Origin of the sequence: Alloyangia pacifica, from assembly GCF_020524285.1 — a bacterium.
Lineage (GTDB): Bacteria > Pseudomonadota > Alphaproteobacteria > Rhodobacterales > Rhodobacteraceae > Salipiger > Salipiger pacificus_B.
Genome location: NZ_JAIVKX010000002.1, coordinates 530,807 through 557,629, shown reverse-complemented (window position 1 = coordinate 557,629; position 26,823 = coordinate 530,807). Strand labels below are relative to the sequence as shown.

Annotated in this window: 24 protein-coding genes and 2 tRNA genes; 13 read left to right on the top strand and 13 right to left on the bottom strand. The window is 69.1% G+C overall.

Annotation, left to right across the window (positions count from 1 at the left end; translation table 11 throughout):
- The first annotated feature begins 39 nt into the window (after positions 1-39).
- The 7 genes from LC039_RS03460 to scpB all read left to right on the top strand — a co-directional run bounded on the left by LC039_RS03460 (position 40) and on the right by scpB (position 8,547).
- The gene (locus tag LC039_RS03460) at positions 40-1,206 is read left to right on the top strand and encodes a deoxyguanosinetriphosphate triphosphohydrolase (RefSeq protein ID WP_226621654.1); all 1,167 of its coding nucleotides are present in this window, start codon (positions 40-42) and stop codon (positions 1,204-1,206) included.
- A 100-nt stretch (positions 1,207-1,306) separates the two neighbouring features.
- Entirely contained in the window at positions 1,307-3,172 is a 1,866-nt protein-coding gene (locus tag LC039_RS03455) for a cation:proton antiporter (RefSeq protein ID WP_226621653.1), read from the top strand.
- A 129-nt stretch (positions 3,173-3,301) separates the two neighbouring features.
- On the top strand, positions 3,302-5,044 hold the full coding sequence (gene argS / locus LC039_RS03450; RefSeq protein WP_226621652.1) for an arginine--tRNA ligase: 1,743 nt from the start codon (positions 3,302-3,304) through the stop codon (positions 5,042-5,044).
- A gap of 86 nt (positions 5,045-5,130) precedes the next feature.
- The gene (locus tag LC039_RS03445) at positions 5,131-6,066 is read left to right on the top strand and encodes an SPOR domain-containing protein (protein WP_226621651.1); all 936 of its coding nucleotides are present in this window, start codon (positions 5,131-5,133) and stop codon (positions 6,064-6,066) included.
- Complete coding sequence (gene nagZ / locus LC039_RS03440; RefSeq protein WP_226621650.1) at positions 6,063-7,064, top strand: beta-N-acetylhexosaminidase; 1,002 nt, start codon at positions 6,063-6,065, stop codon at positions 7,062-7,064. The genes LC039_RS03445 and nagZ overlap by 4 nt, the downstream gene beginning before the upstream one ends.
- A 6-nt stretch (positions 7,065-7,070) precedes the next feature.
- The gene (locus LC039_RS03435) at positions 7,071-7,868 is read left to right on the top strand and encodes a segregation and condensation protein A (RefSeq protein ID WP_226621649.1); all 798 of its coding nucleotides are present in this window, start codon (positions 7,071-7,073) and stop codon (positions 7,866-7,868) included.
- A gap of 73 nt (positions 7,869-7,941) precedes the next feature.
- Positions 7,942-8,547, top strand: a complete 606-nt coding sequence (gene scpB / locus LC039_RS03430) for an SMC-Scp complex subunit ScpB (protein ID WP_226621784.1) — start codon at positions 7,942-7,944, stop codon at positions 8,545-8,547.
- A gap of 61 nt (positions 8,548-8,608) precedes the next feature.
- On the opposite strand, the gene LC039_RS03425 is transcribed toward scpB, so the two are convergent.
- The gene (locus LC039_RS03425; RefSeq protein ID WP_226621648.1) at positions 8,609-9,274 is read right to left on the bottom strand and encodes a DUF1236 domain-containing protein; all 666 of its coding nucleotides are present in this window, start codon (positions 9,272-9,274) and stop codon (positions 8,609-8,611) included.
- A gap of 390 nt (positions 9,275-9,664) precedes the next feature.
- Here LC039_RS03425 and LC039_RS03420 point away from each other — a divergent pair, with 390 nt between their 5' ends.
- Positions 9,665-10,996, top strand: a complete 1,332-nt coding sequence (locus tag LC039_RS03420) for a diguanylate cyclase domain-containing protein (protein WP_226621647.1) — start codon at positions 9,665-9,667, stop codon at positions 10,994-10,996.
- A 17-nt stretch (positions 10,997-11,013) separates the two neighbouring features.
- On the opposite strand, the gene LC039_RS03415 is transcribed toward LC039_RS03420, so the two are convergent.
- The 8 genes from LC039_RS03415 to LC039_RS03380 all read right to left on the bottom strand — a co-directional run bounded on the left by LC039_RS03415 (position 11,014) and on the right by LC039_RS03380 (position 16,983).
- On the bottom strand, positions 11,014-12,090 hold the full coding sequence (locus LC039_RS03415; protein ID WP_226621783.1) for a 2'-deoxycytidine 5'-triphosphate deaminase: 1,077 nt from the start codon (positions 12,088-12,090) through the stop codon (positions 11,014-11,016).
- Positions 12,091-12,353: 263 nt separating this feature from the next.
- Positions 12,354-12,430: transfer RNA gene (locus tag LC039_RS03410), tRNA-Pro, on the bottom strand.
- 68 nt (positions 12,431-12,498) lie between these two features.
- Complete coding sequence (locus LC039_RS03405; protein ID WP_226621646.1) at positions 12,499-13,389, bottom strand: MerR family transcriptional regulator; 891 nt, start codon at positions 13,387-13,389, stop codon at positions 12,499-12,501.
- A 121-nt stretch (positions 13,390-13,510) separates the two neighbouring features.
- On the bottom strand, positions 13,511-13,813 hold the full coding sequence (ihfA, locus tag LC039_RS03400) for an integration host factor subunit alpha (RefSeq protein WP_066106404.1): 303 nt from the start codon (positions 13,811-13,813) through the stop codon (positions 13,511-13,513).
- 111 nt (positions 13,814-13,924) lie between these two features.
- Positions 13,925-14,896, bottom strand: a complete 972-nt coding sequence (locus LC039_RS03395) for a beta-ketoacyl-ACP synthase III (RefSeq protein WP_226621645.1) — start codon at positions 14,894-14,896, stop codon at positions 13,925-13,927.
- Positions 14,893-16,017 carry a phosphate acyltransferase PlsX gene (gene plsX, locus LC039_RS03390; RefSeq protein WP_226621644.1) on the bottom strand — a complete coding sequence of 375 codons (1,125 nt, stop codon included), beginning with the start codon at positions 16,015-16,017 and terminating at the stop codon, positions 14,893-14,895. Before plsX ends, LC039_RS03395 begins: the two co-directional genes overlap by 4 nt.
- Before the next feature lie 24 nt (positions 16,018-16,041).
- Positions 16,042-16,248, bottom strand: a complete 207-nt coding sequence (gene rpmF / locus LC039_RS03385; protein WP_066106415.1) for a 50S ribosomal protein L32 — start codon at positions 16,246-16,248, stop codon at positions 16,042-16,044.
- Positions 16,249-16,419: 171 nt separating this feature from the next.
- Positions 16,420-16,983: a YceD family protein gene (locus tag LC039_RS03380; RefSeq protein ID WP_226621643.1), complete on the bottom strand. Its 564-nt coding sequence runs from the start codon at positions 16,981-16,983 to the stop codon at positions 16,420-16,422.
- Positions 16,984-17,077: 94 nt separating this feature from the next.
- Between LC039_RS03380 and LC039_RS03375 the strand changes: the two genes are divergently transcribed.
- The 3 genes from LC039_RS03375 to LC039_RS03365 all read left to right on the top strand — a co-directional run bounded on the left by LC039_RS03375 (position 17,078) and on the right by LC039_RS03365 (position 19,507).
- Positions 17,078-17,530, top strand: a complete 453-nt coding sequence (locus LC039_RS03375; protein WP_226621642.1) for an outer membrane protein assembly factor BamE — start codon at positions 17,078-17,080, stop codon at positions 17,528-17,530.
- Positions 17,531-17,540: 10 nt separating this feature from the next.
- The gene (locus LC039_RS03370) at positions 17,541-18,302 is read left to right on the top strand and encodes a GNAT family N-acetyltransferase (protein WP_226621641.1); all 762 of its coding nucleotides are present in this window, start codon (positions 17,541-17,543) and stop codon (positions 18,300-18,302) included.
- A 95-nt stretch (positions 18,303-18,397) separates the two neighbouring features.
- A complete protein-coding gene (locus tag LC039_RS03365; protein ID WP_226621640.1) occupies positions 18,398-19,507 on the top strand; it encodes an acetoin utilization protein AcuC in 1,110 nt (369 codons plus the stop codon).
- A gap of 56 nt (positions 19,508-19,563) precedes the next feature.
- On the opposite strand, the gene LC039_RS03360 is transcribed toward LC039_RS03365, so the two are convergent.
- A tRNA-Gly gene (locus LC039_RS03360) sits at positions 19,564-19,637 on the bottom strand.
- 127 nt (positions 19,638-19,764) lie between these two features.
- On the opposite strand from LC039_RS03360, the gene LC039_RS03355 reads away from it, so the two are divergent.
- Positions 19,765-20,763, top strand: coding sequence for a serine hydrolase domain-containing protein (locus tag LC039_RS03355; protein WP_226621782.1), 999 nt, complete (start codon positions 19,765-19,767; stop codon positions 20,761-20,763).
- On the opposite strand, the gene LC039_RS03350 is transcribed toward LC039_RS03355, so the two are convergent.
- A complete protein-coding gene (locus LC039_RS03350; protein WP_226621639.1) occupies positions 20,760-22,787 on the bottom strand; it encodes an ASKHA domain-containing protein in 2,028 nt (675 codons plus the stop codon). The genes LC039_RS03355 and LC039_RS03350 overlap by 4 nt on opposite strands.
- Positions 22,788-23,123: 336 nt before the next feature.
- Positions 23,124-24,374: a tyrosine--tRNA ligase gene (gene tyrS / locus LC039_RS03345; RefSeq protein ID WP_226621638.1), complete on the bottom strand. Its 1,251-nt coding sequence runs from the start codon at positions 24,372-24,374 to the stop codon at positions 23,124-23,126.
- Between the two features lie 97 nt (positions 24,375-24,471).
- On the opposite strand from tyrS, the gene LC039_RS03340 reads away from it, so the two are divergent.
- Positions 24,472-25,554, top strand: a complete 1,083-nt coding sequence (locus LC039_RS03340; RefSeq protein ID WP_264179423.1) for an anhydro-N-acetylmuramic acid kinase — start codon at positions 24,472-24,474, stop codon at positions 25,552-25,554.
- A gap of 220 nt (positions 25,555-25,774) precedes the next feature.
- Here the strand turns inward: LC039_RS03340 and LC039_RS03335 are convergent, their stop codons facing one another.
- Positions 25,775-26,752: a phosphoadenosine phosphosulfate reductase gene (locus tag LC039_RS03335; protein ID WP_226621636.1), complete on the bottom strand. Its 978-nt coding sequence runs from the start codon at positions 26,750-26,752 to the stop codon at positions 25,775-25,777.
- Positions 26,753-26,823: the final 71 nt, after the last annotated feature.

Sequence of the window (26,823 nt, the reverse complement as noted above, 5' to 3'; positions counted from 1 at the left end):
CGGGGCCGAAACACGAGGCACGTGAAAGGCGGAAGACTGATGGCGATCTATTCCTGCGATCCCGAGGGGGCACGGCCCCGGCGCGTGGCGGAAGAGGAGAGCGCGTTCCGCTCGTGCTTCCAGCGCGACCGCGACCGCATCATCCACAGCTCGGCCTTCCGTCGCCTCAAGCACAAGACCCAGGTCTTCGTCGAGCATGAGGGCGATTTCTACCGCACCCGGCTCACCCACAGCATCGAGGTGGCGCAGGTGGCGCGCACCATGGCGAATGCGCTGGGGCTGAACACCGACCTCACCGAGGCGGTGGCGCTGGCGCATGACCTCGGCCACACGCCCTTTGGCCATACCGGCGAGGACGCGATGCACGCGCTGATGGCGCCCTACGGCGGGTTCGACCACAACGCCCAGACCCTGCGCATCGTCACCCGGCTCGAATGCCATTACGCCGAGTTCGACGGGCTGAACCTGACCTGGGACACGCTCGAGGGCATCGCCAAGCACAACGGGCCGCTGCTGCCGCTGAAGGAGGGCGAGACGCTGCCCTTGGCGCTGGCCGAGTACAATGCCGAGCATGATCTCGAGCTCGACACCCATGCCAGCGGCGAGGCGCAGGTGGCGGCGATCGCCGACGACGTGGCCTACAACAACCACGACCTGCAGGACGGGCTGCGCGCCGGACTCTTCACCGAAGAAGAGATCGCCGAGCTGCCGCTGATCAAGCCCGCCTACGCCGAGGTCGACCGGCTGTATCCGAACCTCGATGCCTACCGCCGCCGCCACGAGGCGCTGCGCCGGGTCTTCGGTTTCATGGTCAGCGACGTGATCGACACCAGCCGCGCCCGCATCGAGGCGGCGGACCCGCAGAGCTGCGACGACATCCGCCGGCTCGGGCATCCGGTGGTGGCCTTCTCGGACGAGATGTACCAGGAGCTGAAGCAGGTGCGGAGTTTCCTCTTCACCCGCATGTACCGCGCGCCCTCGGTGGTGGTGATCCGCGAGAAGGTGACCCAGGCGCTGATGGAGCTCTTCCCGATCTACATGGACAACCCGCTGCTGCTGCCGGCGCGCTGGCGCGCCACCGACCCCAAGAGCGAGACCGAGCTGGCGCGGATGGTGGCCGATTACGTGGCGGGGATGACCGACCGTTTCGCGCTGCTGCAGCACGCCAAGCTGACCGGCACCGACATCCTGCACGACGCGCGCTGAGGCGCGCCCCCGGCGACCCGCGATCATCGCACTGGACAGATCGCCCCCGCGGCCCAGATCATGGCGGCGGGTGGATATCGGCTGGCGAAAGGGCCCTGACATGACCGGACCGGAAACAGGCGGGATCGACCCGCTGCTGGGGTTTGCCCTCGTGGGGGCGCTCGGCGTCGGCTCGCAATGGCTGGCCTGGCGGATGAAGCTGCCGGCGATCGTGGTGATGCTGCTCGCGGGGCTCGCCATCGGGCCGGGGCTGGGGGTGCTCGATCCGCACCAGGACTTCGGCGCGCTGATGGAGCCGATGCTGGCCATCGCCGTGGCGATCATCCTCTTCGAGGGCGGGCTGACGCTGAACTTCCAGGGCCTGCGCGACGCGCGGCTCGGGGTGCGGCGGCTGATCTTCGTCGGCGCGCCGCTCGGCTGGATCGCCTCGGCGGCGGCGCTGCACTGGGTGGCGGGCCTGAGCTGGGAAAGCGCGGCGGTCTTCGGCGGCATCATGATCGTCACCGGCCCCACGGTGATCGCGCCGCTCTTGCGGCAGGCGCGGCTCAAGCACCGCCCGGCGGCGCTGCTGCAATGGGAGGCGATCGTCAACGATCCGGTCGGCGCGCTGGCGGCGGTTCTGGCCTTCGAGCTGGTCTCGGTGCTGGTCGACGCGGCTTCGCTCGGCGAGGCGCTGGCCGACATGGCGGTGGGCATCCTCGCGGCGGCGGCGCTCGGCGTGCTCGGCGGCTGGGGGCTGTCGCAGGCCTTCAAGCGCGGCAAGGTGCCGGAATACATGAAGGTGCCGGTGCTCTTCGTGGCGATGCTGGTGGTCTTCGCGCTGGCCGACTCGGTGCTGCACGAGAGCGGGCTGCTGGCGGTGACCCTGATGGGCGTGTGGATCGCCAACGCCGGCCTGCCGAGCTACGAGGAGATGCGCCGCTTCAAGGAACACGCGACGATCCTACTGGTCTCGGGGGTGTTCATCCTGCTGGCTGCCAACATGAGCCGCGAGATGCTGCTCTCGCTGGACTGGCAGGCGCTGGCCTTCGTGCTCTCGGTGATCCTGCTGGCGCGGCCGGTGCCGGTACTGATCTCGCTGATCGGCACCAACGTGCCGTGGAAGGAGCGGCTGATGGTTGCCTTCACCGGGCCGCGCGGCGTTGTGCTGGTGGCTGTGGCGGGGCTGTTTGCCCAGCGGCTGGTGGCGCTCGGCGTCGACGATGCGGCGCGGATCCCGGCGCTCGCCTTCGCGCTGGTGGCCGCAACCGTGGTGCTGCACGGCTTCACGCTCGCGCCGATGGCGCGGGCGCTGGGGCAGACCGCCACCGAGACCCCCGGCGTGCTGATCACCGGCGGCTCGCGCTGGTCGGTGGCGCTTGGCGTGGCGCTGAAGAAGCTGGAGCTGCCGGTGCTGATTGCCGATCCCAACCACGCCCACCTCCGCGACGCGCGCGAGGCGGGGCTCGACACCTTCTTCGGCGACATCCTGTCCGAGGCGGCCGAGCATCGGCTCGACCTGGTGAGCTACGAGAGCCTGATCGCCGCCACCGACAATGACGCCTACAACACGCTGGTGGCCACCGACCTCGCACCGGATTTCGGCCGCGAGCACATCTTCCAGCTCAAGCGCGCGCGCGGCGCCTCGAGCCGCCACGCGCTGCCGGCGACGCTCGGCGGCCAGCGCTTCGGCCCGGACGAGAGCTACGACGAGGCCAATGCGCGCATCGCCCAGGGCTGGGAGTTCCGCGTCTCGCGGCTGACCGAAGAGTTCACCATGGCGGATTGGCGCGCGAAGAACCCGCAGGCGAAGATCGTCGCCGACCTCGGGCCGAACGGCACCTTCCGCCTGCTGGGGCCCGACGACACGCCGAAGGAGGCCGACGGCGTGCGGCTGGTGGTGCTGGCGCCGAAACGCGAGGAACGCTCCGAGGGGCGGCGCGACGAGAACGGCAACGACACGCTGAAGGGGGCGCGGGCGGACTAAGACGCTGCGGCCCGTTTTCCGCGGCGTTCCGGCGCAGGGGGATGCAATCCCTGCGCCTTGGCGCGTCTCGGCATTTGACCCTGCGGGCCAAGATGGTAGAGGAGCATCCGACCGTATGGAGACAGACAGATGAACCTCTTCACCGACATTCGCGCGCTTGTGATTCAGGCGATCGAAGCGCTGCAGGCCGAAGGCGCGCTGCCCGAGGGCCTCGCCACCGCCGCCGTGACGGTGGAGCCGCCGCGAGACGCCTCGCATGGCGACATGGCGACCAACGCCGCGATGGTGCTGGCCAAGCCCGCCAAGCAGAAGCCGCGCGACATCGCCGAGGCGCTCGCCGCCAAGCTCGGCGCCGACAGCCGCATCGCCGTGGCCGAAGTGGCGGGCCCGGGCTTCCTCAACCTGCGCCTCGACCCGACGGTCTGGCAGGCGCTGCCGGCGGCCGTGCTCAAGTCGGGCACCGACTACGGCCGCTCGGAGATGGGGCAGGGGCTCAAGGTCAACGTCGAGTATGTCTCGGCCAACCCCACCGGGCCGATGCACGTCGGCCACACCCGCGGCGCCGTCTTCGGCGATGCGCTGGCCTCGCTGCTGGACTACGCCGGCTATGACGTCACCCGCGAGTATTACATCAACGACGGCGGCGCGCAGGTCGACGTGTTGGCGCGGTCGGTGTACCTGCGCTACCTCGAAGCCCACGGCCAGACCGTCGAGTTCGAGGCCGGCACCTACCCGGGCGAGTACCTGATCGGCGTTGGCGAGAAGCTAAAGGCGCAGGTCGGCGACAAATACGTCGACCAGCCCGAGTCCGAATGGCTCGAAGAGGTGCGCGAGTTCGCCACCGACGAGATGATGGGCATGATCCGCGAGGATCTGGCGCTGCTCGGCGTGAAGATGGACCACTTCTTCTCGGAAAAGTCGCTCTACGGCACCGGCAAGATCGAGGCCGCCATCGACTCGCTGAAGGAGAAGGGCCTCATCTACCGCGGCGTGCTGGAGCCGCCGAAGGGCAAGAAGCCCGAGGACTGGGAGCCGCGCGAGCAGACCCTGTTCAAGTCGACCGAGCACGGTGACGACGTCGACCGGCCGATCATGAAGTCGGACGGCAGCTGGACCTATTTCGCCCCGGACATCGCCTATCACTACGACAAGGTGAGCCGCGGCTTCGACATGCTGATCGACGTCTTCGGCGCCGACCATGGCGGCTACGTCAAGCGGATGAAGGCGGCGGTCTCGGCGCTGTCGGGTGGCACCGTGCCGCTGGACATCAAGCTGATCCAGCTCGTCAAGCTGTTCAAGAACGGCGAGGAATTCAAGATGTCCAAGCGGGCAGGGACCTTCGTGACCCTGCGCGACGTGGTCGAGGAGGTCGGCCCCGACGTCACCCGCTTCGTCATGCTGACCCGCAAGAACGACGCCTCGCTCGACTTCGACTTCGCCAAGGCAGTGGAGCAGAGCCGCGAGAACCCGGTGTTTTACGTGCAATATGCCCACGCCCGTGTCTGCTCGGTGCTGCGCAAGGCGGTCGAGGCGGGAATTGACGTGTCGGATGAAGCGCTTGCCGGTGTCGATCTCTCGGGCATGGCGCACGAGGCCGAGCTGTCGCTGGCCAAGAAGGTCGCCGAATGGCCGCGCATCGTAGAGATCGCTGCCAAGGGCCACGAGCCGCATAAGGTCGCGATCTGGCTCAACGAGCTGGCCTCCGACCTGCACGGCCTGTGGAACCGCGGCCACGACGAGCCCGAACTGCGCTTCCTGCAGGACGATCCTGCTGTCAGCCAAGGCAAAATCGCGCTGGCACGGGCCGTCGCGGTTGTCATTTCGGCCGGTCTTGGTATCTTGGGCGTGACCCCGGCAGAAGAGATGCGCTGATCCCAAGGCGCCTCGGGGCGACTGAGCAGAGCAAGATGGCCGGCGGGGATCTCCCGTGCCGGTCCGACAGGCAGACCGAGGCAAACATGGCGGATTACCCCTACGACGGGCCGGAAGCACCGGCCCCGACCGGGCGGAGAGCAGCATCCCTGGCGAATTGGGCCGGCGCAGCGGTGTCGCTTGCGCTGGTCGTCGGCGTCGGGATGTGGGGCTACGAGCTTCTCATGCGCGACGTGAACGGCATCCCCGTGGTGCAGGCGATGGACGGCCCGATGCGGGTCGCCCCCGAGGACCCGGGCGGCTCGACCGCCGATCACATCGGCCTCTCGGTGAACGCCGTCGCGGGCACCGGCCTTGCCGAGCCCGGCGCCGACCGGTTGCTGCTGGCACCGCAGGGCATTGGCCTCTCCGACGAGGACATGCCGCAGGACCGCCTCGCCTCGCTGCGTGAGCGCCAGGCCGAGGTGGCCCAGGCTGCGCTCTCCGGCGACGATGCCGGGGCCGCGTTCGACCCCGACGCCGAGGACGATCCGATCCAAGCCCTGGCCGACCAGATCGCCGCCAATGCCCGCCCGCTGAGCGATCTCGGCCCCGAGGATGGCGAGGGCGAGCTTGTCGCCAGCGTCACCGGCGCCGCCCCCGCGGGCGCGCTGATCCGTTCGCGCCGCCCCGAGACCCGCCCCGGCGATCTGCTGAATCAGCCGGTCTCGCTGGCGCCCGCGGCACCCGAACCGACCGGCCCCGAAGAGATCAACGCCGAGACGCTGCCCGCCGGCACCCGCCTCGCGCAGCTCGGTGCCTATGCCAGTGAAGATGTTGCACGGCAGGAGTGGGAGCGCTTCAGCGCCCGCTTCGGCGAGTTCATGGACGGCAAGGACCGGGTGATCGAGCGCGCCAGCTCCGGCGGGCGCACCTTCTACCGGCTGCGCGCCGCGGGCTTCACCGACCTTGCCGACGCGCGCCGCTTCTGCGCCGCCTTCGTCGCCGAGAATGCCGACTGCATCCCGGTGACCACGCGATGAGCCGCTTCGGAGCCACCATCCTCGCGCCGCTCGGTCTGACCCTGAGCGCCGCCGAGAAACGCTTCTTTGCCGAGGCCAACCCCTTCGGCTTCATCCTGTTTGCCCGCAACGTCGAGAGCGCCGAGCAACTGCGGGCGCTGACCTCGGAGCTGCGCGCCGCCGTTGGCTGGCACGCCCCGGTCTTCACCGACCAGGAGGGCGGCCGGGTGCAGCGCCTGCGCGCCCCGCTGGCCACCGAGTTCCTGCCGCCGCTCGACGAGGTGGCGCAGGCCGGGGCGCACGCCGCCCGCGCCATGGAGCTGCGGTTCCGGATCATCGCCGCCGAGCTGCTGGCGGTGGGCATCGACGGCAACTGCGCCCCGATGCTCGACGTCGCGCGCCCGGGCACACATGCCTTCCTGCGGAACCGCTGCTATGCCGAGAGCGTTGATCAGGTGATCGAGATGGGCCAGGCGGTGGTCAAGGGGCTCAGCGACGGCGGCGTGCTGCCGGTGATGAAACACCTGCCGGGCCATGGGCTCGCGCAGCTCGACAGCCACAAGGACCTGCCGCGGGTCTCTGCGCCGCGCGAGGAACTCGAGGACATCGACTTCGCCGCCTTCCGGCCCTTTGCCGAGCTGCCCCTCGCGATGACCGCGCATCTGGTCTACGAGGGGCTGAACACCCGTCCCGCCACCGTCGATCCCGAGATGATCGCGCTGATCCGCGAGAACATCGGCTTCCAAGGCCTGCTGATGAGCGATGACCTGTCGATGGAGGCGCTTTCGGGCAGCATCGGCGAGCGCAGCGCGGCCACGGTGGCCGCGGGCTGCGACGTGGTGCTGCACTGCAACGGCAAGATGGAAGACATGGTGCCGGTGGTCGCGGCCGCGGGCCGGATGACCGAGGCGGCGCAGGCGCGCGCCGAGGCGGCGCTCAGCGCCCGCACCGTCCCCGCCGAGATTGACATGGCGGCGCTCAGGGCGGAGCATGAGGCCTTGCTGGCCGGACCCCGCTGATCACCGATGCAGGACGATGCGCAACTGGAGTTCGAGACGCTCAGCGTCGCCGACCGCCTTGCGGCCGAGGCGCTTATCGTCGACGTCGAGGGCTACGAGGGGCCGCTCGATCTTTTGCTGTCGCTGTCGCGCACCCAGAAGGTCGACCTGCGCAAGGTCTCGATCCTCGAGCTGGCGCGGCAGTATCTCGGCTTCGTCGAGAAGGCCAAGGAGCTGCGCATCGAGCTCGCCGCCGATTACCTCGTCATGGCCGCCTGGCTTGCCTTCCTGAAATCGCGCCTGCTGCTGCCGCCCGATCCCACCGAAGAGGGGCCCTCGGGCGAGGAGCTGGCGGCGCACCTGGCGTTCCAGCTGCACCGGCTGCAGGCGATGCGCGACGTGGCGGCGCGGCTGATGGCGCGCGACCGGCTGGGCCGCGACTTCTTTGCCCGCGGTGTCCCCGAGGACATGCAGCGCGTGCGGAAGGTGAAATACACCGCCTCGCTGCTCGACCTGATGCAGGGCTACGCCCGCACCCGCACCCGCGACGACTTCCGCCCCTTCGTGATGGACCGCCACGACGTCTTCACCATGGAGCAGGCACTCGACCGGATGCGCGGGATGATCGGCTTCGCCGGGGATTGGACCGACATTTCCCGCTGGATGCCCGACGGCTGGTCCGGCGATCCGCAGCGCTGGCGCTCGGCCACCGCCGCGACCTTTGCCGCCTCGCTCGAGCTGGTAAAGGAAGGCCACGCCGAGATCCGCCAGACTGACACCTTCGCGCCCATCGAGCTGCGCAAGAGAGAGACACCGCGTGAGTGACGAGACAGAGCTGAGCCGCGCCGAACGGCGCGCGGCGCAGGACGACACCGAGAGCCTGTTCGAAGCGCCGCCCATGGGCGACCAGGAGCGCATGGTCGAGGCCATCCTCTTCGCCTCCGCCGAGCCGGTGACCGTGCGCGAGCTGGAAGACCGCATGCCGCATGGCTGCGATCCTGCCGAGGCGCTGGCCTACCTGCGCAAGCGCTACGAGGGCCGCGGCGTTCACGTGGTGCGGGTCGGCGATGCCTGGGCGATCCGCACCGCGCCCGACCTCGGCTTCCTGATGCAGAAGGAGACGGTGGAGACGCGCAAGCTCTCGCGCGCCGCGATCGAGACGCTGGCGATCATCGCCTACCACCAGCCGGTGACCCGCGCCGAGATCGAGGAAATCCGCGGCGTCAGCGTGTCGCGCGGCACCGTCGACCAGTTGCTCGAGATGGAATGGATCCGCTTCGGCCGCCGCAAGATGACCCCGGGCCGCCCGGTGACCTTCGTGGTGACCGAGGAATTCCTCGACCACTTCGGCCTCGAGAGCGCCCGCGACCTGCCGGGCCTCAAGGAACTGCGCGCCGCGGGTCTGCTGGACAACCGCCCGCCGCCGGGCGTCGTGCCGCTGCCTGAGCGTGAGCCGGAGGAAGAGGAGGAAGCCCCCGGCCAGTCCGAGCTTTTCGAGGATTGAACCCCTCTGAACGCAAAAAGGCCCCGCATTAGCGGGGCCTTTTCGTTAACATGAAAGACAATTAGCGCACGATCTTCACGATGCGGCGGGTCTCGGGGTCGATCACCACCGGCTGCTGGTTCACGTTCAGGTAGGCGTAGTCGCTTTCCGGAACCTCGTAGACCTCGATTTCCTGCGGGATGCCTGCACCCACGGCGATTTCACCGTCGAGATAGACCGGCTCGACCGGATTCGACTCGACGTAGGTCACGGTCTTTTCCTCGACGTTGTTGGCGGCACCGGCGACGGCACCGATCACCGCGCCTGCGGCCACGGCGGCCGGGCCACCGACGATCAGCGAGCCCACGGCTGCGCCCCAGGCACCGCCCACGCCGGCACCGGCGGCGGCATTGCTGGTGTCGTCATAGGTCACGGTGTTCACCTCGAGACGCTCGCGGTTCTCGTAGAGCACGACGGGCTCTTCCTCGACCGGGGTGGTCAGATAGGCGGAATAGGCCCAGCCCGACACGCCCTCGTAGCTCACTTCGCACCATTCAGCGTCGGCCAGGCAGCCTTCGACGTCGACCTTGGCGGTCGAGGGGATGACGTTCTGGATTTCGTACTGCGGGCCCGGGCCCGAACGCAGGTTCAGTTCGGTGGTCGCCGAGGCGCTCATGGCGGCGGAGACGGGGGCCGCGGCAAGACCGACAAGGGGAAGCGAGAGCAGGAGCGTTTTCTTGGTGTTCATGTTCGTGTCCTTTCAGGTTCTTGGCAGGGCACGCTGCGGTGCCGCCTTGTGGACCTCCAACCCGCCCTGCTGCGAAGACGTTCCCAGGGTGACTGAAAAAACATGCAGAAGTTATTGATTTTAAGGTATTTGCGCGAATATCCGCTACCTGGTGTTGGGGCGCGGAACCTAGTCGGCAGGCCCGGCGTTAATTCGCCCACGCCGTTTCCGAATGCGTAAGTCAGGCTTCCATATTTGCCGCCCGATGGCGCTGCGCTTCGCGTGGATGCTCTGAAAATTTTCCGCATCTCGGAGCCAAGGCCGCGGGAGATCGCTCCGGTACTTGTCCTGGGATTAACCCGCCTGTGTCAGCCTCGACCTTCGGAACCCGATTTGCCGGAGGTGAGCACCTTGGACCACAGCCCAAGCTTTCATGCGCTCGAGGCCCGTGACGGGGTCTTCCTGAGCCCGGCGCATCCCAGTCTCCGGCCGCTCGCCTGGACGCGAAAGGTCTGCCTGGTCCTGGCCGGGGCCGTGCTGTTGATCGCGGCAGAGGGGCATATCTACGGCATCTCGCGGCTCTATGCGCCGAGCGGGCAAAGCGCGCTGTCGCTTCCGACGCTGCTCGCCGGGGCCTGCGCGCTTGCCGCCACGCTGCTGCAGAGGCCGCTGCAGCGCTCCGATCCGCGCGAGACGCTCGTCTGGCTGCTGGTGATCGCGGTCTGCGGCTTGACCGGGCTGGGCTATTGGGCCGGGCTGGACGTCGGCGCCGGGCGCATGGGCGGCAATACGGCGGCCTCCTTCGTGCTGCTCGCCGGTGGCCAGCTGTGCTACCGGCGGCTCCCCAAGTCCTCCTTCGGCCAGTCGCTCATGGCGCTCGGGCTGCCCTTTGTCGCGGCCATCGGCTATCTCAACGACGCGCGGCTGCTGTTTGGCGAGATGTCGCTGTCGACCTCGGCCATGCTGCTCGCGCTCGGCATCGCAAATGTCGCGCGCCACGCCCGCCGAAGCCTGCTGCGCCCGCTGGTTAGCGACTCGGGGTCGGGCCGGGTGGTGCGTGGGATCCTGTTGGCATGGCTGGCACTGGTGGCGCTGCAGGCCGTCGCGGCGCGCTTCATCCCCGAGCCCTGGCTTGCGACCTCCAGCGTGGCGGTCATGGCGTTGGATGCTCTGACCATGCTGGCGGTGATCCTCTTTCTCGGGATGAAATACGATGCCAGCGCGACCCGGCTGCGGCTGACGGAATGGCGGCTCTACAACGCGGCGCTGCGCGATCCCTCGACCGGCATGCGCTGGCGCGCCTCCGCAGAACTCTACAGCGCCACCTTCGGGCCGATCATGAGCCACGGGCTGATCCTGATCGAGATCGAGGGGATTGCCGAGGTCGCGCGGCACAGCGGTTCCGAGGCGGCGGAACGGATGCTGCGGCGCGTCTCCGCCGCCCTGCAGCGCGCGCTGTCACCCGAGGAGCTGCTCTGCCGAGAGGAAGACCTGAGCCTGCTCCTGATGGCGCGGGGCTGCTCGCTGGAATCGTTGGGGGAGCGCGCGGCGCAGCTGTGCGCCACGGTGGGCGAGCTGCGCGATCCGGAGCAGGACATGCGGCGCATCCGCCTGTTGGCCGCGGCGGTCATGGCCCGGCGTGGCGATGCGGATCCGGCGCCGTCGATTGTCCGCGCGCGCAAGGCGTTGCGCACTGCGCAGGCAGAGGGTGACCGCGGCGTGGTGCTCTGCGCGGCGGCGTGAATCGTCACAGATGACGCTCAGCCGCGGAAGTGCTTGGAGAGTTTCAGCCCCTGGCCCTGGTAGTTCGAGGCAATGCCCGCGCCGTAAAGCTGCGCCGGGGTTTCGTCCATGCGTTCGTAGACCAGCCGCCCGACGATCTGCCCGTGCTCCAGCACAAACGGCGCCTCGTGGCAGCGCACCTCGAGCACCCCGCGCGAGCCGGTGCCACCGGCGGCGGAATGGCCGAAGCCTGGATCGAAAAAGCCGGCGTAATGCACGCGGAACTCGCCCACCATGGCGAGATAGGGGGCCATCTCGGCGGCGAAGCGCGGCGGGATATGCACCGCCTCGCGGCTCACCAGGATGTAGAAGGCGTCGGGATCGAGGATCAGCTGCCCGCGCGAGGCATGCAGAGGATCCCAGAACTCGGCGGGATCGTAATGGCCGATGCGGTCGAGGTCGATCACCCCGGTGTGCGGCTTGGCGCGCCAGCCCACCAGGTCGGTACCCTCGGGGCGCAGGTCGACCGAGAAGCCGAGCCCCTCGCTGATCACCGCCGGCCCGCCGGTGACGAGGGTTTCGGAGGCGTGCAGCTCGGTCAGCTCGGCGTCGGTCAGCACCGACTGGCCGCGGCGGAAGCGAATCTGGTTGAGCCGCATGCCCGTGCGCGCCAGCACTGAGAAGGAGCGGGGGCAAATTTCTGCGTAGAGCGGGCCGCTGTAGCCCGCGGCGATCCGGTCGAACTCGGTGCCGCCGTCGGTGATGGTGCGGGTCAGCAGGTCGAGCCGGCCGGTCGAGCTCTTGGCATTGGCGACAGCGGTCAGGTCATCGGGCAGGTCGAGGCTTTCGAGCAGTGGCACCACGTAGACGCAGCCCTTCTCGAGCACGGCGCCCTCGGTCAGATCGACGCGGTGCATCTCGAATTCCTCGAGCCGCGAGGCCAAGGTCCGGCCCTCGCCGGCGAGGAAGGAGGCGCGCACCCGGATCGCCTCGGTGCCGAGCCGCAGATCGAGGCTCGCGGGCTGGATTTGCCCGTCGACGAGGGGCGCCTGAATGTGGATCGCTCCGCGCTCCACGAGCGCCGAAATCTGCTGGCTGGCGAGCACCCCTGTCATCGTCACGATCCCCTGTATTGCGTTGATCGTGCTTAGCAAGCGGCGGGGGCGAAGGGAACGAGGAATGCGGCGTGCCGCATGCCTTGCGCGCGGGCTGTGCGCTGCAGGTGACGCTGGAGCGGCGCGGCAGGTGACGCCTGGCGCTCGGAGCCGGGAGGTCGCTGAATGTTCGGGAATTCCGCTTTACCGCCAGCGGGTTGGCGGGGCCGTTTCCTCGCCCCCGGGCGGAGGCGGACAAGTCAGAAACGGCGGTGGGGAGAATTTGGTCGGGCTAGCAGGACTCGAACCTGCGACCTTCCGTCCCCCAGACGGACGCGCTACCAGGCTGCGCTATAGCCCGACTTGTGAGGCCGTTTCATACTGGTTTTCGCAGCACGCACAACCCCAAAGATGAAAGTTTTTTCACCGCTACCCTCGGGTCAACCGTGCGCCCTGCCGCGCGGCGAGAAAGTCGCGCAGCGCGGCGACATGCGGGGCCAGTTCCGCGGCCCGCGCGGCGTCGATCGACCCGAGGGTCGCCAGCCGTGCGAGCGCGCCCGGTGCGGGCCGGGGCAGGGTCGACAGATCGGGGAGCTCGGGCAGGTCCGCGGGGGCGGCATGGTTGTCTGTCGCGCGCTCCTCGAGCGACTCGGTGATGAACTCCGGCAGTTCCGAGGGGGCAGGCGGTTCGGACGCGGCCTCCTCTGCCGGTGCAGCGGTGCTCTGGGGATCCTCGTCCCACAGGGCGCCCTGTTCTGGGGCGTGCGGCGCGGGATCCTCGATTTCGGGGAAGAGGGCCGTGGCGGCGGTCAGGACCGGGGTCTCGTCCTCGCCATCCGTGGGCACAGGCGCGCTCTCGGCGGCCACAGGCCGCGCCTCGGGCTGGGGCGTGGTCGCGGCTTGGGTGAAGGGCAGCACCGTCGCGCTCTCCTGCGGCTCCGGCTCGGTGTCTTCGACCATGGCGGTACTGGCCATGTAGTCATCGGCAGGGATCGCTGCGGCGTCGACCGGGCGCTGGTCGGAGACGTTGCCGTCCTCCAGAAGCTCGGCGGGCGGCGCGATGCCGGCGACATGCTTCACGCCCTGCTCGCGCAGCACCTTCTGCACGCCCTTGATGGTCAGCCCATCGTCATGCAGGAGCTGGCGGATGCCGGCAAGCAGGGCGACGTCATTGGGGCGATAGTAGCGCCGGCCACCGGCGCGTTTCACCGGCTTCACCTGGCTGAACTTGGTTTCCCAGAAGCGCAGCACATGCGCCGGCGTGTCCAGAAGCTCCGCCACCTCGGAGATGGTGCGGAATGCGTCGCGCGACTTGCTCATGCGGTCTTACCCCCTGCTGCGCGGGGCCGCGGACGGGCGCGCAGGCTTCAGATATGTCTTGGACCGGTCAGGGGCGCAGGTCCGGCCGTCAGGCCCGGGACCCGGTGGGCACCGTGCCGGATCAGGATTTGTTGCCCTCGGCCACGCGCTCCTTCATCAGGTGCGACGGGCGGAAGGTCAGGACGCGGCGGGGCTGGATCGGAACCTCTTCGCCGGTCTTGGGATTGCGGCCGATGCGCGCCGCCTTGTCGCGCACCGAGAAGGTGCCGAAGGACGAGATCTTCACCTGCTCGCCACGGACCAGGGCGTCGGACATGTGCTGCAGCACCGACTCGACGAGTTCGGCGCTTTCGTTGCGCGACAGCCCGACCTCGCGAAACACCGCTTCGCTGAGATCCATGCGCGTCAATGTCTTGTCACTCATTTGGCAGCCTCCCAAGGTTGCGCTACAGCATAGGGGGCAGGCGGATTCCGAGTCAAGCAGCCCTTGCCGGCTTGTCGCCTGCAAGGGCCGGATTTTGCCGGATTTTTGCGCTCACCAACGGATGACGACAGCGCCCCAGGCCAAACCGCCGCCGATGGCCTCGGTGACCACCACGTCGCCGGACTTGATCTTGCCCTCGGCCTTGCCGACCGAAAGCGCCAGCGGGATCGAGGCGGCGGAGGTGTTGCCGTGGTCCTGCACGGTGACCACGACGCGTTCCATCGGCAGGCCCAGCTTCTTGGCGGTGCCGTTGATGATGCGGATGTTGGCCTGGTGCGGCACGACCCAATCGACCTCTTCCGAGGTGACGCCGGCCTTCTCCATGGCCGCGGTCGCGGTCTTGGCGAGCTTCTCCACCGCGTGGCGGAAGACTTCCTTGCCCTCCATGCGCAGGTGGCCGGTGGACTGGGTCGAGACGCCGCCGTCGACGTAGAGCAGGTCGCGGAACTGGCCGTCGGAATGCAGATCGACCGAAAGGATGCCGCGGTCGGCGGCGCTGCCCGCGCCCTCGGAGGCCTCGAGGATCAGCGCGCCTGCGCCATCCCCGAAGAGCACGCAGGTGGCGCGGTCGGTCCAGTCCATGATGCGCGAGAAGGTCTCGGCGCCGATCACCATGACGCGCTTGGCTTGGCCCGAGACGATCATCGCGTTGGCGGTCGACAGGGCGTAGACGAAGCCGGCGCAGACCGCCTGCACGTCGAAGGCAAAGCCGCCGGTCATGCCGATGCGGGCCTGCACCATGGTGGCGGCGGAGGGGAAGGTCAGGTCGGGGGTCGAGGTGGCGACGATCAGCGCGTCGAGATCAGGGGCCTCGAGCCCGGCATCCTTCAGCGCGGCCTCGGCCGCATGGGCGGCGAGCATCGAGGTGGTTTCCCCCTCGGCGGCGAAGTGGCGGCGTTCGATGCCGGAGCGCGAGCGGATCCATTCGTCGGAGGTGTCGAGGGTTTTCTCGAATTCCGCGTTGGGGACCACACGCTGGGGCAGGTAGTGCCCGATGCCCGCGACCTTCGCCCTGATGCTCATGTGCCTGTTCCGTTTTTCTTCGTATCTGTGGCGTCCGCCGGGTCGGCGGTGGCTTCGGTCTCGGCGACGGCCGCCGCGTTGGCAACGCGGGCCGCCAGGCGATCTCCGAAGCCGGACTGCGCGAGGTCATAGGCCAGTTCCACCGCTGCGGCCACCCCGGTGGCATCCGCCGCGCCGTGAGATTTCACCACGGTGCCGTTGAGGCCGAGGAAGACGCCGCCGTTCTTGCGGCGCGGATCCACGCGTGCCTGCAGGCGCTTGAGCGAACTCAGGGCGAGCAGGGCGGCGAGCCGCGACAGCGGCGAGTAGGTGAAAGCCTCGCGCAGAAGTGAATTGATCAGCGAGGCTGTGCCTTCGCCGGTCTTCAGCGCGATATTGCCGGTGAAGCCGTCGGTGACGATGACGTCGCAGCGCTTGCCGGGGATGTCGCCACCCTCGACGAAACCGACGTAATCGAAGGCGCCGGCCTCGGCGTTGGCGGTGATGAGCTCATGCGCGGCCTTCAGCTCGGCGCGGCCCTTGTGCTCTTCGGTGCCGACGTTCAGCAGGCCGATGCGCGGGCGCTCGAGGTTCAGACCGTTGCGGGCATAGGAGGCGCCCATCATCGCGTATTTCAGAAGGTCATCCGCGTCGGCGCGGATATCGGCACCAACGTCGAGCATGACGTTGTAGCCCTGCGGGTTGCGCGAGGGCCAGAGCACCGCGATGGCGGGGCGGTTGACCCCGGGCAGCTTGCGCAGCCGCACCATCGACAGCAGCATCAGCGCGCCGGTGTTGCCGCAGGAAACCGCAACCGTGGCCTCGCGGTTGCGCACCGCGTCGAGCGTGGACCACATCGAGGTGTCCTGCCCGTTGCGCATCACGTGGCTGGGTTTGTCTTCCATCGATACGACGCCGGAAGCGTCGCGAATCTCGACCTGGGCGGGCAAGCCTTTGTGCTTGTCCACCAGCTGGCGCAACTCGGCCTCGGGTCCGTGCAGCAGGAAGCGGACATCGCGATGCTTCCGCGCAAAGGCGGAAAGACCGGCAACGATGGTTGCCGGCCCGCGATCGCCACCCATGGCGTCGATGGAGAGGACCAGAGGCCCGTGCGCCTGACGGTTATCCATTGCGGATGTCATGCGACGACCGGGCCTTTCCGCAGATTATGCTGCGTCTTCGTCCAGGTCGATCTCGTCAGCCATCGCGACGACCTCACGGTCGGCGTAGTGGCCGCAGGACGGGCAGACGTGGTGCGGACGCTTGAGTTCGCCGCAGTTGCTGCACTCGTTGGGGTTGGCCGCGACCAGCGCGTCATGGGCGCGACGGTTGTTGCGGCGCGATTTCGATACTTTGTTCTGTTGGACGGCCATGTCTCAACCTCGATTGTTCGCGTGTGGGGGCTATACGGGTGCCCGATAACGTTCGGGCGTGCCCGGCCTCATAGTCTTAACCCATGGAGGCTTGCAACCCGGAATTCCGATGAAGGCGCGAAAATAGGTATTTCTTGCAAAGACGCAAGAGAGATTTCGCGCCGCACGGGCTCAGTCTTCGTCTTTTTCGTCCTTCGAGAGCCGATCGCGCAGTTCTGCGAGCCCGGCAAACGGGTTCGGACGAGATTCGGAAGGGTCCTCTTCGGGCTCTTCCGGCGCTGCGTCGGCCATCTCCTGCGCCGCCGCGCTGCGCGGGTAGGGCGGCAGCGCCAGCGAGAGCGCCTCGGCGAGAATCCGGCGCAGCTCGATCACGTCGGGCAGCGGCTCTTCTTCTTCCTCGGGCACCTCGACCTCCGACCCCGGGTCGGGCTCGGCGATCTGCTGCGCCGGGCGGAACAGCAGCGAGACCTCCTCGTCGATGCGCGTGGTCACCGGATCGAGCGTGACGACACAGGGCTGCACCACCGTGGCGCCGAGATCGGCGGTCAGCCGGTAGGCGCCGCCGGCCTCGGGGCTCAGCCGGCCCGCCAGCCGGGCCTTGCGCAGCCCCAGCAGCCCCAGTTCCTCGGCCAGCGCGGCGCGCTCCTCGGCCTCGGGGCGAAAATCAAACTCTGTGGCCACGTCGCGGCGCAGTGTCGAGACGCGCAGCCGCGCGGGGTTTCCGCCTCTGTCCATGGGCTCGCCTTTCCTTTGCTTGAAGCGCTTGGCTCGGTTGTGTAATGCGGGATAGAAGGCCCTCAGGGGCATGGCAAGGGGCAGGACTGCGTCCATGGTATCACGGTTGAGATTTGCGCTTCTGGCTGGAACCGCGGCCCTGGGTCTGTCTGCCTGCACGGCGCAGTACCAGACCCACGGCTACGTGCCGCGCGAAGATGATCTGCTGCAGATCGTGCCCGGCATCGACACGCGCGCGACGGTCGAGGACATGATCGGCGTGCCCTCCGCCGCCGGCGTGCGCGACCAGGGCGGCTACTACTACATCGAGTCGCAGGTCCGCAGCTTCGCCTGGCAGGAGCCCGAGGTGGTCGACCGCGAGGTCCTCGCGATCACCTTCGACGGCCAGGGCGTGGTCGACAATATCTCGCGCTACGGGCTGGAAGACGGTCACGTCGTGCCGATCACCCGCCGCATCACCCGCACCAACGATGGCGAAATGGGCTTCATCCGCAAGCTCTTCGGCAATATCGGTGGCCTGACCCTCGGCGATCTGGACCAGATGTGAGGCGCTGACCATGGCCTCCCGCGTGCATGAGGATGCTTCGGGGGAGGGTGGTCTGCTCCTGTCCCGCGGCCGGTTCCGCGCGCGGCGCGCGGCGGGACCGGAGGACCTCTCGAAGGCACAGGCGCTGCGCGCGCTCGCCTTCTTCGGGCCCGGTGCCGCCCCCGACGCCGATCCGCTCGACGTGCGCTGCCGCCACGTGCTGATCGAGGATGAGAGCGGGCTGCCGCTCGCCTGCTTCCGCTACCTCTGGCTCGAGACCAGCGCCGAGATCGGCGGCAGCTACTCGGCGCAGTTCTACGACCTTTCGAAGCTCGAGGGTTTCGGCGGCCCGCTGATCGAACTGGGGCGATTCTGCACCCGACCGGGGATGGTCGATCCGGACGTGCTGCGGCTGGCCTGGGGCGCGATCGCCGCGCTGGTGGACCGCGGCGGCGCGCGGCTGCTCTTCGGCTGTGCAAGCTTCGCCGGCACCGACCCGGCGCGCTACGCGCCCGCCTTCGGTTTCCTGCGCGCCCGCCATGCCGCGCCCGCGCGCTGGCAGATCGGCGTCAAGGCCGGCGAGGTCGTGCGCTTCGCTTCGGGATCCGTTGACGCGCGCGGCGGTCTCAAGCTGATCCCGCCGCTGTTGCGCACCTACCTCGGGATGGGCGGCTGGGTCAGCGATCACGCGGTGGTGGACCGGCAGATGAACACGCTGCACGTCTTCACCGGGGTCGAGACCGCGGCGATCCCCCCGGCGCGCACCCGGGCGCTCCGGGCGATTGCGGGGTAGCGCCGGAGGGGGGCGAGCGGGGGGCGCAGCCCCCTCTTTGCCTGCGGCAAATTCACCCCCGGCGTATTTGGAAAGAGAAGAAGCGGAGGGCCCGCGTGGCGACATTCATCGGCTCGGAGATCTACCGCGGCTCGCGCTACGGCAAGTTGCATCCGCTGTCGATCGAGCGGGTGCCGGCGGTGATCGACCTGTGCCGCGCGCTCGGCTGGCTGCCGGCCGGGGCGTGGCGGGTCTCGCCGCGGGCGAAACCGGTGGCGCTCACCGAATTCCACTCGCCGCGCTACGTGGCGGCGCTGCAGGCGGCGGAGGCGGCGGGGGCCGTGGCCGAGGAGGTGCGGCAGCGCCACGGGCTCGGCACGCTGTCGAACCCGGTCTTTCCCGAGATGTACCGGCGCCCGGCGACCGCCGTGGGCGGCGGGCTGCTGGCCGCCGAGATGGTCGCGGCGCAGGGCGGCGTGGTGTTCAACCCCGGCGGCGGCACCCATCACGCGCTTGCCGACAGGGCCAGCGGCTTCTGCTTTCTCAACGAGCCGGTACTGACCATCCGCCACCTCTTGCGGCTTGGGATGCGGCGCGTCGCCTATGTGGACATCGACGCACATCACGGCGACGGGGTGGAGATCGCCTTCGACGGCTCCGAGCGGGTGCGGGTGATCTCGGTGCACGAGGCGAAACGCTGGCCGTTCACCGGGGCGCTGACGGATCGGGCCGGGGGCGCGGCCTTCAACCTGCCGGTGCCGCGGGACTTCAACGACAGCGAGTTCACCCATGTGCTCGAGGAGATGATCCTGCCCGCGGTCGCGGCCTTCCGGCCCGATGCGATCTTTCTGCAATGCGGGGCGGATGCGGTGCTCGAGGATCCGCTGGCGCGGCTGGCGCTGTCGAACAACGCCCATGCGCGGGCGGCGGCGGCGCTGCGCGAACTGGCCCCGGCGATGATCGTCTCGGGCGGCGGCGGCTACAATCCGTGGAGCGCGCCGCGCTGCTGGTCGCTGGTCTGGGCGACGGTCTCGGGGCGCGAGGTGCCGGAACGGCTGCCCGCGGCGGCGCAGGCGGTGCTGCGGCGGCAGGTCTGGGCGCGCAAGGGGCGACCGGAGGAGGCGCTGCTGACCACGCTGCGCGATGCGCCGCGCGAGGGGGCGGTGCGGGGCGAGGTGCGGGAAGGCGTCCGGCTGCTGCGCCAGCGGCTGCGGGCGGCGCACTGAACGGCTGACCGGGCAAAGCACCGGGCAGGCGGAGATTTCGGAGAACTTGGAAGAGGTGGAGCGGGTAGCGGGAATCGAACCCGCGCGTTCAGCTTGGGAAGCTGACAGGCTACCATTACATCATACCCGCGCTCTGTCAGACGATCTACGCGGGCGCCGCGGGCGCGTCAAGCGGCTGCGATGGAGATTTGCGCCACACGCGGGTGTGATGACACGTTGGCTTGCCGGAGCGGGGACGAGGACCGAGGGTCTTGCGTATGACACCCAACCCGCCCCTCTCCCGCCGCCGCTTTCTCAGCGGCACCGCCGCGCTCCTCGCGACGCCCGCTCTCGCCAGCCCTGCGCTGGCCCAGGCCCGGCCCTGGGAGGCGCGGGCCGAAGCGCTGGACCAGTTGCATGCGCTGCTGGTGTGGAAGCGGGGCGCGCCGGTCTTCGAAGAGTCTTTTCGCGGCGGCGGTCTCGACCGCGTGGCCAATGTGAAATCCGTGTCGAAGACGCTGCTGGCGCTGCTCACCGGCATTGCCATCGACGCGGGGGACATCGCCGGGGTCGAGGCCCCGGTGCTGCCGCTGCTCGGGCGCGGGCCGAGCGGGGACAGCCGCGACGATCTCACCGTGGGCGACCTGCTGTCCATGCGCGCCGGGCTGGTGCGGACCTCGGGCGGCTCCTACGGCGCCTGGGTGGCCAGCGACAATTGGCTTGACAGCGCGCTGCAGCCCGAGCCGCAGGCGCGGCCGGGCGGGCGGTTCATCTATTCCACCGGCGGCTGGCACGTGCTCGGCGCGGCGCTTTCGGAGGCGACGGGCGCGAGCCTGCTGCGCCTTGCACGGCAGGGTCTCGGCGATCCGCTGGGCATCGAGTTCGCGCCCTGGGTGCGCGATCCGCAGGGGCGCTTTCTTGGCGGCAACGACATGGCGGTCACCCCGCGAGGTCTGCTGCGGATCGGCGAGATGGTGCGCCGCGGCGGGCAATGGGAGGGGCGGCAGGTGGTGCCGCAGCGCTGGCTCGAGACCTCCTGGCAGCCGCGGGCGCGCTCGCCGTTTTCCGGCGATGCGTACGGTTATGGCTGGTTCCTGACCCGCTTCGACGGCGCGCAGGCGGCCTACGCCCGCGGCTACGGCGGGCAGATGCTGGTGGTGGTGCCCGAGCGCGAGATGGTCGTCGCGATCACCTCCGACCCGATGCGGCCCGCGCGGTCCGGGGGCTATTTCGGGGATCTGCGAAACCTGGTCGATCAGATCGTGGCCGCGGCCTAGCGCCGCCTGCGGCGCGGGCCCTCGGCGTTGAACGACGGCTCGGGCAGGGGCGCGGCGCGGCGGGTCTCGGCGAAGGGCGCGCTGGCATGGGGGATGGCGGTCGCGGCGACGAAATGCTCCTGGAAACGCGGCTCGATGGCGGTTTCGACCTTGGTGATCTGCCGCACCAGCGCCTCGACCCGGCGCCGGGCGGCGAGGCTGCAGAGCGCGATGCGCGCGCCGGCGCCCGCGGCATTGCCCGCCGAGGTGACCTGCGCCACAGCCACGTCGGGGATCATCCCCAAGACCAGCGCGTGCCGCGGCGAGATATGCGCGCCGAAGGCCCCGGCCAGCACCACGCGATCGACCTTGTCCACCCCCATCTCGTCCATCAGCAGCCGCGCCCCGGCGTAGAGCGCGGCTTTCGCCAGTTGGATGGCGCGGATGTCGGCCTGCGTCACGGTGATCACCGGCCCGCCCGCGGCGCTGCCGTCGTGGATCAGGTAGGCATGCGTTCGGCCCTCGGGGATCATCCGCCGGCTGCCGGTCTGCGCGGCCGAGCCGATCAGCCCGCCCGCGTCCACCAGCCCGGCCATGCGCATCTCGGCCACCGCCTCGATGATCCCCGAGCCGCAAAGACCGGTGATGCCGGTTCTCGCGGTCCCCGCGGCAAAGCCGGGATCGTCCGACCACAGCTCGCAGCCGATGACGCGGAAACGCGGTTCCTTGGTCTCGGGGTCGATGCGGATTGCCTCGATGGCGCCGGGGGCGGCACGCTGGCCGGAGCTGATCTGCGCGCCCTCGAAGGCCGGGCCGGTGGGCGAGGAACAGGCCAGCACGCGGCGGCGGTTGCCGAGCAGGAGCTCGGCATTGGTGCCCACATCGACGGTCAGCATCAGCTCGTCGGAGCGGTCGGGGGCTTCCGAGAGCGCGACGGCGGCGGCATCGGCGCCCACGTGCCCGGCGATGAGCGGCAGCAGGTAGACCTGCGCGCCGGCGGGCAGGGCGGTGAGGCCGAGCGCGCGCGCGGGCAGATCATGGGCCGAGGAAGTGGCGAGCGCGAAGGGCGCCTGTCCCAGCTCCACCGGGTCGAGGCCGAGCAGCAGGTGGTGCATCACCGGGTTGCCGACGAGGGTCACGTCGAGGATGCGGTCCGTTTCGATGCGGGCGCTGGCGGCGATCTCCTGCACGAGGCGATCCAGCGCAGCCCGCAAGGCCGCGGTCATCTCCGCCGCGCCGCCGGGGTTCATCATCGCGTAGGAGACGCGCGACATGAGGTCTTCGCCGAAGCGGATCTGCGGGTTCATCACGCCGGCGGAGGCCACGACCTCGCCGCTCCGCAGCGAGACGAGATGCGCGGCGATGGTGGTCGAACCGAGGTCGATGGCGAGGCCATGCAGATCGCCCTCGAGCAGCCCCGGCCAGAGGGCGGTGATACACGGCGGGGCCTCCGCAGAGGTCCGGTGCAGCGCGGCGGTGACGGTCCAGTTGCCCTCTCGGAGAGTGGTTTGGAGTGTTGCCAGAACGGGCCGGGCGATTGTGGCGCCCTCGATGCCCCATTGTTCGCGCAGCGCCTCGGTGAGGCGTTCGAGATCGCCGGTCGGCGCGTCCATATCCGGCGGGGCGACCTCGACGAGGCAGAGGCGCAGCGCCGGGTCCATCTCGACCGGGCGGGCATCGGCATCCTTGCGGATCACCTGCCGGTGCAGCTGGCTCTCGGGCGGCACGTCGATCACCACGTCGGCGAGGATCCGCGCCTGGCAGCCGAGGCGGCGCCCGGGGACAAGGCCACGTTTCTCGGCGTAGCGGGCCTCGACCTTGTTCCAGTCGGAGAGGGCGGTCTCGGTGGAGGTGATGCCATGCTTGGCGAACTGCCCGAAAGCGGGGGCGACCTGGCAGCGCGAGCATATGCCGCGCCCGCCGCAGACCGAGTCGAGATCCACCCCGAGCTGCCGAGCGGCCTCGAGCACCGGCGTTCCGGCGGGCACGCGGCCGCGCTTGCCGGAGGGGGTGAAGACGACGAGGGGGGCGTTGCGCTCGGTCATGGGATCAGGATGCGCGCAGGGGGCGGATGCGACATGTCCGAAAGCGGCAAGCTGTGGGGTGGAGGCGTCGTGCCGGGGCAAACGGGAGCCGGGCGAGCGCCGGCCCGTGGGGTGGCGCCGCGACTTTTGTGCTCTGCGATTTATCCCCAGCACGTCCGGCCGATCCTCGAACGTCTTGCACCGATGAAAAGCGCCGGCCCGCCGGGAGGGGCGGGTGCTCGCCCGGCGCCTTCGGCTTGATTCCGGGCGGCTAGATTCGGGGCGGGTTGGCGTTGCGACAAAGCAAAGGGGCGGCACCTCGCGGCACCGCCCCTCCGAAACCCAGCTCTGAAAGCCTCAGCCCAGCTTCACCAGCGCGTGGCGCTTCTTGCCTGCCGAGAGCTTCACCGGCGCAGCCAGTGCGGCAGCATCCAGCATCAGCCCGGCGTCGGTCAGCGGCTGGTCATCCATCCGCGCGCCGTTCTCGGTGATCAGGCGCTTGGCCTCCTTGCCGGACTTGGCGAGCCCGGCGCGGACGATCACCTGCACGATCGAGATGCCCTCGCCGATCTCCTCGGCGGAAAGCTCCAGAGTCGGCAGGTCGTCCCCGACGCCGCCCTTCTCGAAGACCTCGCGCGCGGTTGCCTCGGCGGCTGCGGCCGCCTCGGCGCCGTGGCAAAGCGTCGTGACCTCGTTGGCGAGGATGATCTTCGCGGCGTTGATCTCCGAGCCCTGCAGCGATCCCAGCCGCTCGCATTCCTCGACCGGCAGCTCGGTGTAGAGCTTGAGGAAGCGCCCGGTGTCGGCGTCGGTGGTGTTGCGCCAGAACTGCCAGAACTCGTAGGGGCTCAGCATGTCGGCGTTGAGCCACATGGCGCCGCCCTGGCTCTTGCCCATCTTGCGCCCGTCCGAGGTGGTCAGCAGCGGCGAGGTGAGGCCGTAGATCTCGTTGTCGAGCACCCGGCGCGTCAGGTCGATGCCGTTGATGATGTTGCCCCACTGGTCCGAGCCGCCCATCTGCAGTACGCAGCCATAGCGGCGGTTCAGCTCGAGGAAGTCGTAGGCCTGCAAGATCATGTAGTTAAACTCGAGGAACGACAGCGACTGCTCGCGGTCGAGGCGCGATTTCACGCTCTCGAAGCTCAGCATGCGGTTCACCGAGAAATGCCGCCCGATGTCGCGCAGGAACTCGAGGTAGTTGAGCCCGTCGAGCCACTCGGCGTTGTTCAGCATCAGCGCGTCGGTCTCGCCGCCGCCGTAGCTCAGGTACTTGGCGAAGACCTGCTTCATGCCCTCGATGTTGGCGTCGATCTGCTCCGGCCCGAGCAGCGGGCGCTCGTCCGAGCGGAACGAGGGATCGCCCACCTTGGTGGTGCCGCCGCCCATCAGGGTGATCGGCTTGTGGCCGGTCTTCTGTAGCCAGCGCAGCATCATGATGTTGAGGAGGTGACCCACGTGCAGCGACTGCGCCGTCGCGTCATAGCCGATATAGGCGGTGACCACGCCCTTGCTCAGCGCCTCGTCGAGGCCCTGGTAATCGGTGCAATCGGCAAGATAGCCACGCTCGATCATGACGCGCATGAAGTCCGATTTGGGATGGTAGGTCATCGCGGATCCCTCTTATAGTTCGACCGTTCCTATAAGCGCGGGGAAGGCGAAGGTGAAGGGCAAGTTGGGTGCACGCTCCGTTTGGGCTCTGGGGTGTATGTCGGGAACCTCTCTCGACGGGGTGGACGCGGCGCTGATCCGCACCGATGGGGCGCAGATCCACGAATTCGGGCGTTCCGGATACCGGCCCTATACCGAGGCCGAGCGCCGGGTTCTGAAGGCCGCGCTGGGGCGCTGGCCCGATGACGGCAAATCGCCCGGTCTGGAAGAGGCGCTCGAGGTCGTGCAGCGCGCCCATGCCGAGCTGCTGGCCGAGTTCCCCGAGGCCGAACTGGTCGGCTTTCACGGCCAGACGCTGGCGCATGAGCCGCACGGCCGCGGCACGCATCAGTTCGGGGACGGCGCGGTGCTGGCCGAGGCGCTGAACCGCGACGTGGTCTGGGATTTCCGCTCTGCCGACGTGGCGCTGGGGGGCGAGGGCGCGCCGCTGGCGCCCTTCTACCATTTCGCCTGCGCGCGGAAGATGGGGGCCGAGGCGCCCGTGGCCTTCCTCAACCTCGGCGGGGTGGGCAATCTCACCTGGGTCGACCCGCGCAAACCCGCGCCCGAGGCACCCGGCGCGCTGCTGGCCTTCGACACCGGCCCGGCGAATGCGCCGATCAACGATCTGGTGGGCGAGCGGCTCGGCCTCGACTGCGACCGCGACGGCGCGCTGGCGGCGCAGGGCGCGGTGGTCGATGGTGCGTTGGAGTTGTTCCTCGAAGAGGGCTTCTTCCGCCGCATGCCGCCGAAATCCCTCGATCGGGATGATTTCTCGCTGATGCTCGACCTCGTGCGCGAGCTTTCGGATGCTGATGCCGCCGCGACGATGACCGCCATGGCCGCCGCCGCGGTGATGCAGGGCATGGAGCATTGCCCGATCCCGCCCGAGAAGCTGCTGGTCACCGGCGGCGGGCGGCACAACCCGGTGATGATGGCGATGCTGCAGGCCGGGCTCGACTGTCCGGTGGTGCCGGTCGAGGACGCGGGCCTCGACGGGGACATGCTGGAAGCGCAGGCCTTCGGTTTCCTTGCCGTGCGCGTGGCGCAGGGCTGGCCGACCTCGGGGCCCTCGACCACGGGTGTGGCCGCGCCAGTCGGCGGAGGGCAGGTGTCGCGAGTCGGCTCGCTGGTCGTGTGACGCGGAAGGGCCGCACGGTCACACCCGGCCTGTGAAATGTGAGACGGTAGCCGGAGAGGGCCTGCCCGTGGGGTGGCGCTGCAAAGGTTGAAGTTCGTACTCTATTCCAGAGAAGTCCGGACGCTATCCGAACATTGCTTAAGTTCAAAACAGCGCCAGCCCGCCGGGACGGGCAGGCGCGCGCCCGGCGGCTTCGCCTTTAGTCCGGGCGGGGTCTGGCTCAGATTTCTCGCCCCTCAGCCTCGGCGCGCAGCGCCTCGAGGCGGCGGCGGAAGCGGGGCGCGTTCATCCGGGCGGTGACATTGGCGCAGAGCCATTCCGCCAGCAACGGCCGGTTCTCGGCATCGAGCCGCGACAGCAGCCGCCGCAGGTAGGGCGGATGGGTGCGACGGGCGCGCAGGAGGCGGGCCATCTCGGCGGTGTCGAGCCGGTCGTCGGCGGCGGCGTCGAGGATCGGGTGGATCAGGTCCATCTCCAGCAGGTCACCCTGCAGCGCGTCGCCCATGTAGGGCAGGCGGAAGCGGGTCACATTGCGCCGCTCGAAAAGCGCGGCGTGCATCGCGTCCATCCGCTCCTGCGGGTCGTAGAGCACATAGGCCGCCTGCGCGGCGTCGATCATGTCGGGGGCATAGCCGAAGCGCGAGGTGAAATCGACGCGGCGCATCTCGGGGAAGCGGTCGTCCCATTCCGCCACGCGCGGATCGAGCGTCGCCTGCGGCTGCAGCAGCACCACCCGCGCACCGGGCGCGGCGACCGAATAGGCGGCGGCAGCGTAGCCGCAGGGGCCGGCGCCGTAGAAGATCACCTTCTCGAACTCGTCGAAGAAGCCATCGTCGAGCAACTGGTCGAAGAAGTGGATGACCTCTTCGTCGCGGAACCAGGTGTCGGCGCTGCAGATCACCGAGAGATTCGACCAGCCCTCGATCGCCTGCATCTCCCAGCCGAGCGGCGTGGCGGTCTGGCTGTAGGCGGAGATCCCGGGCATCGACTCGAAGGTTACCAGCAGCGTGTCGCCATCCTCGACGAAGATCGCGTGGTGGCGCTTGCCGAGCGGCTCGGCGAAGCCATGCGCCTCTCCGACTTCCGAGATGGCGTCGATCCAGGCGGGACCGGCGTGGTGGCTGAGGTCAACATCGGTGAGGTCGAGCTCGTCGTCGAACACGGTCTCGCGCCCGATCTGATCCGTGTTGTCCTTCATGATACCTGCCATTGTCCTGTCGAATCCGGTCGGGGTCTGAGCAAGCCTGCTTGCGTCCGCACGCGGTCTCT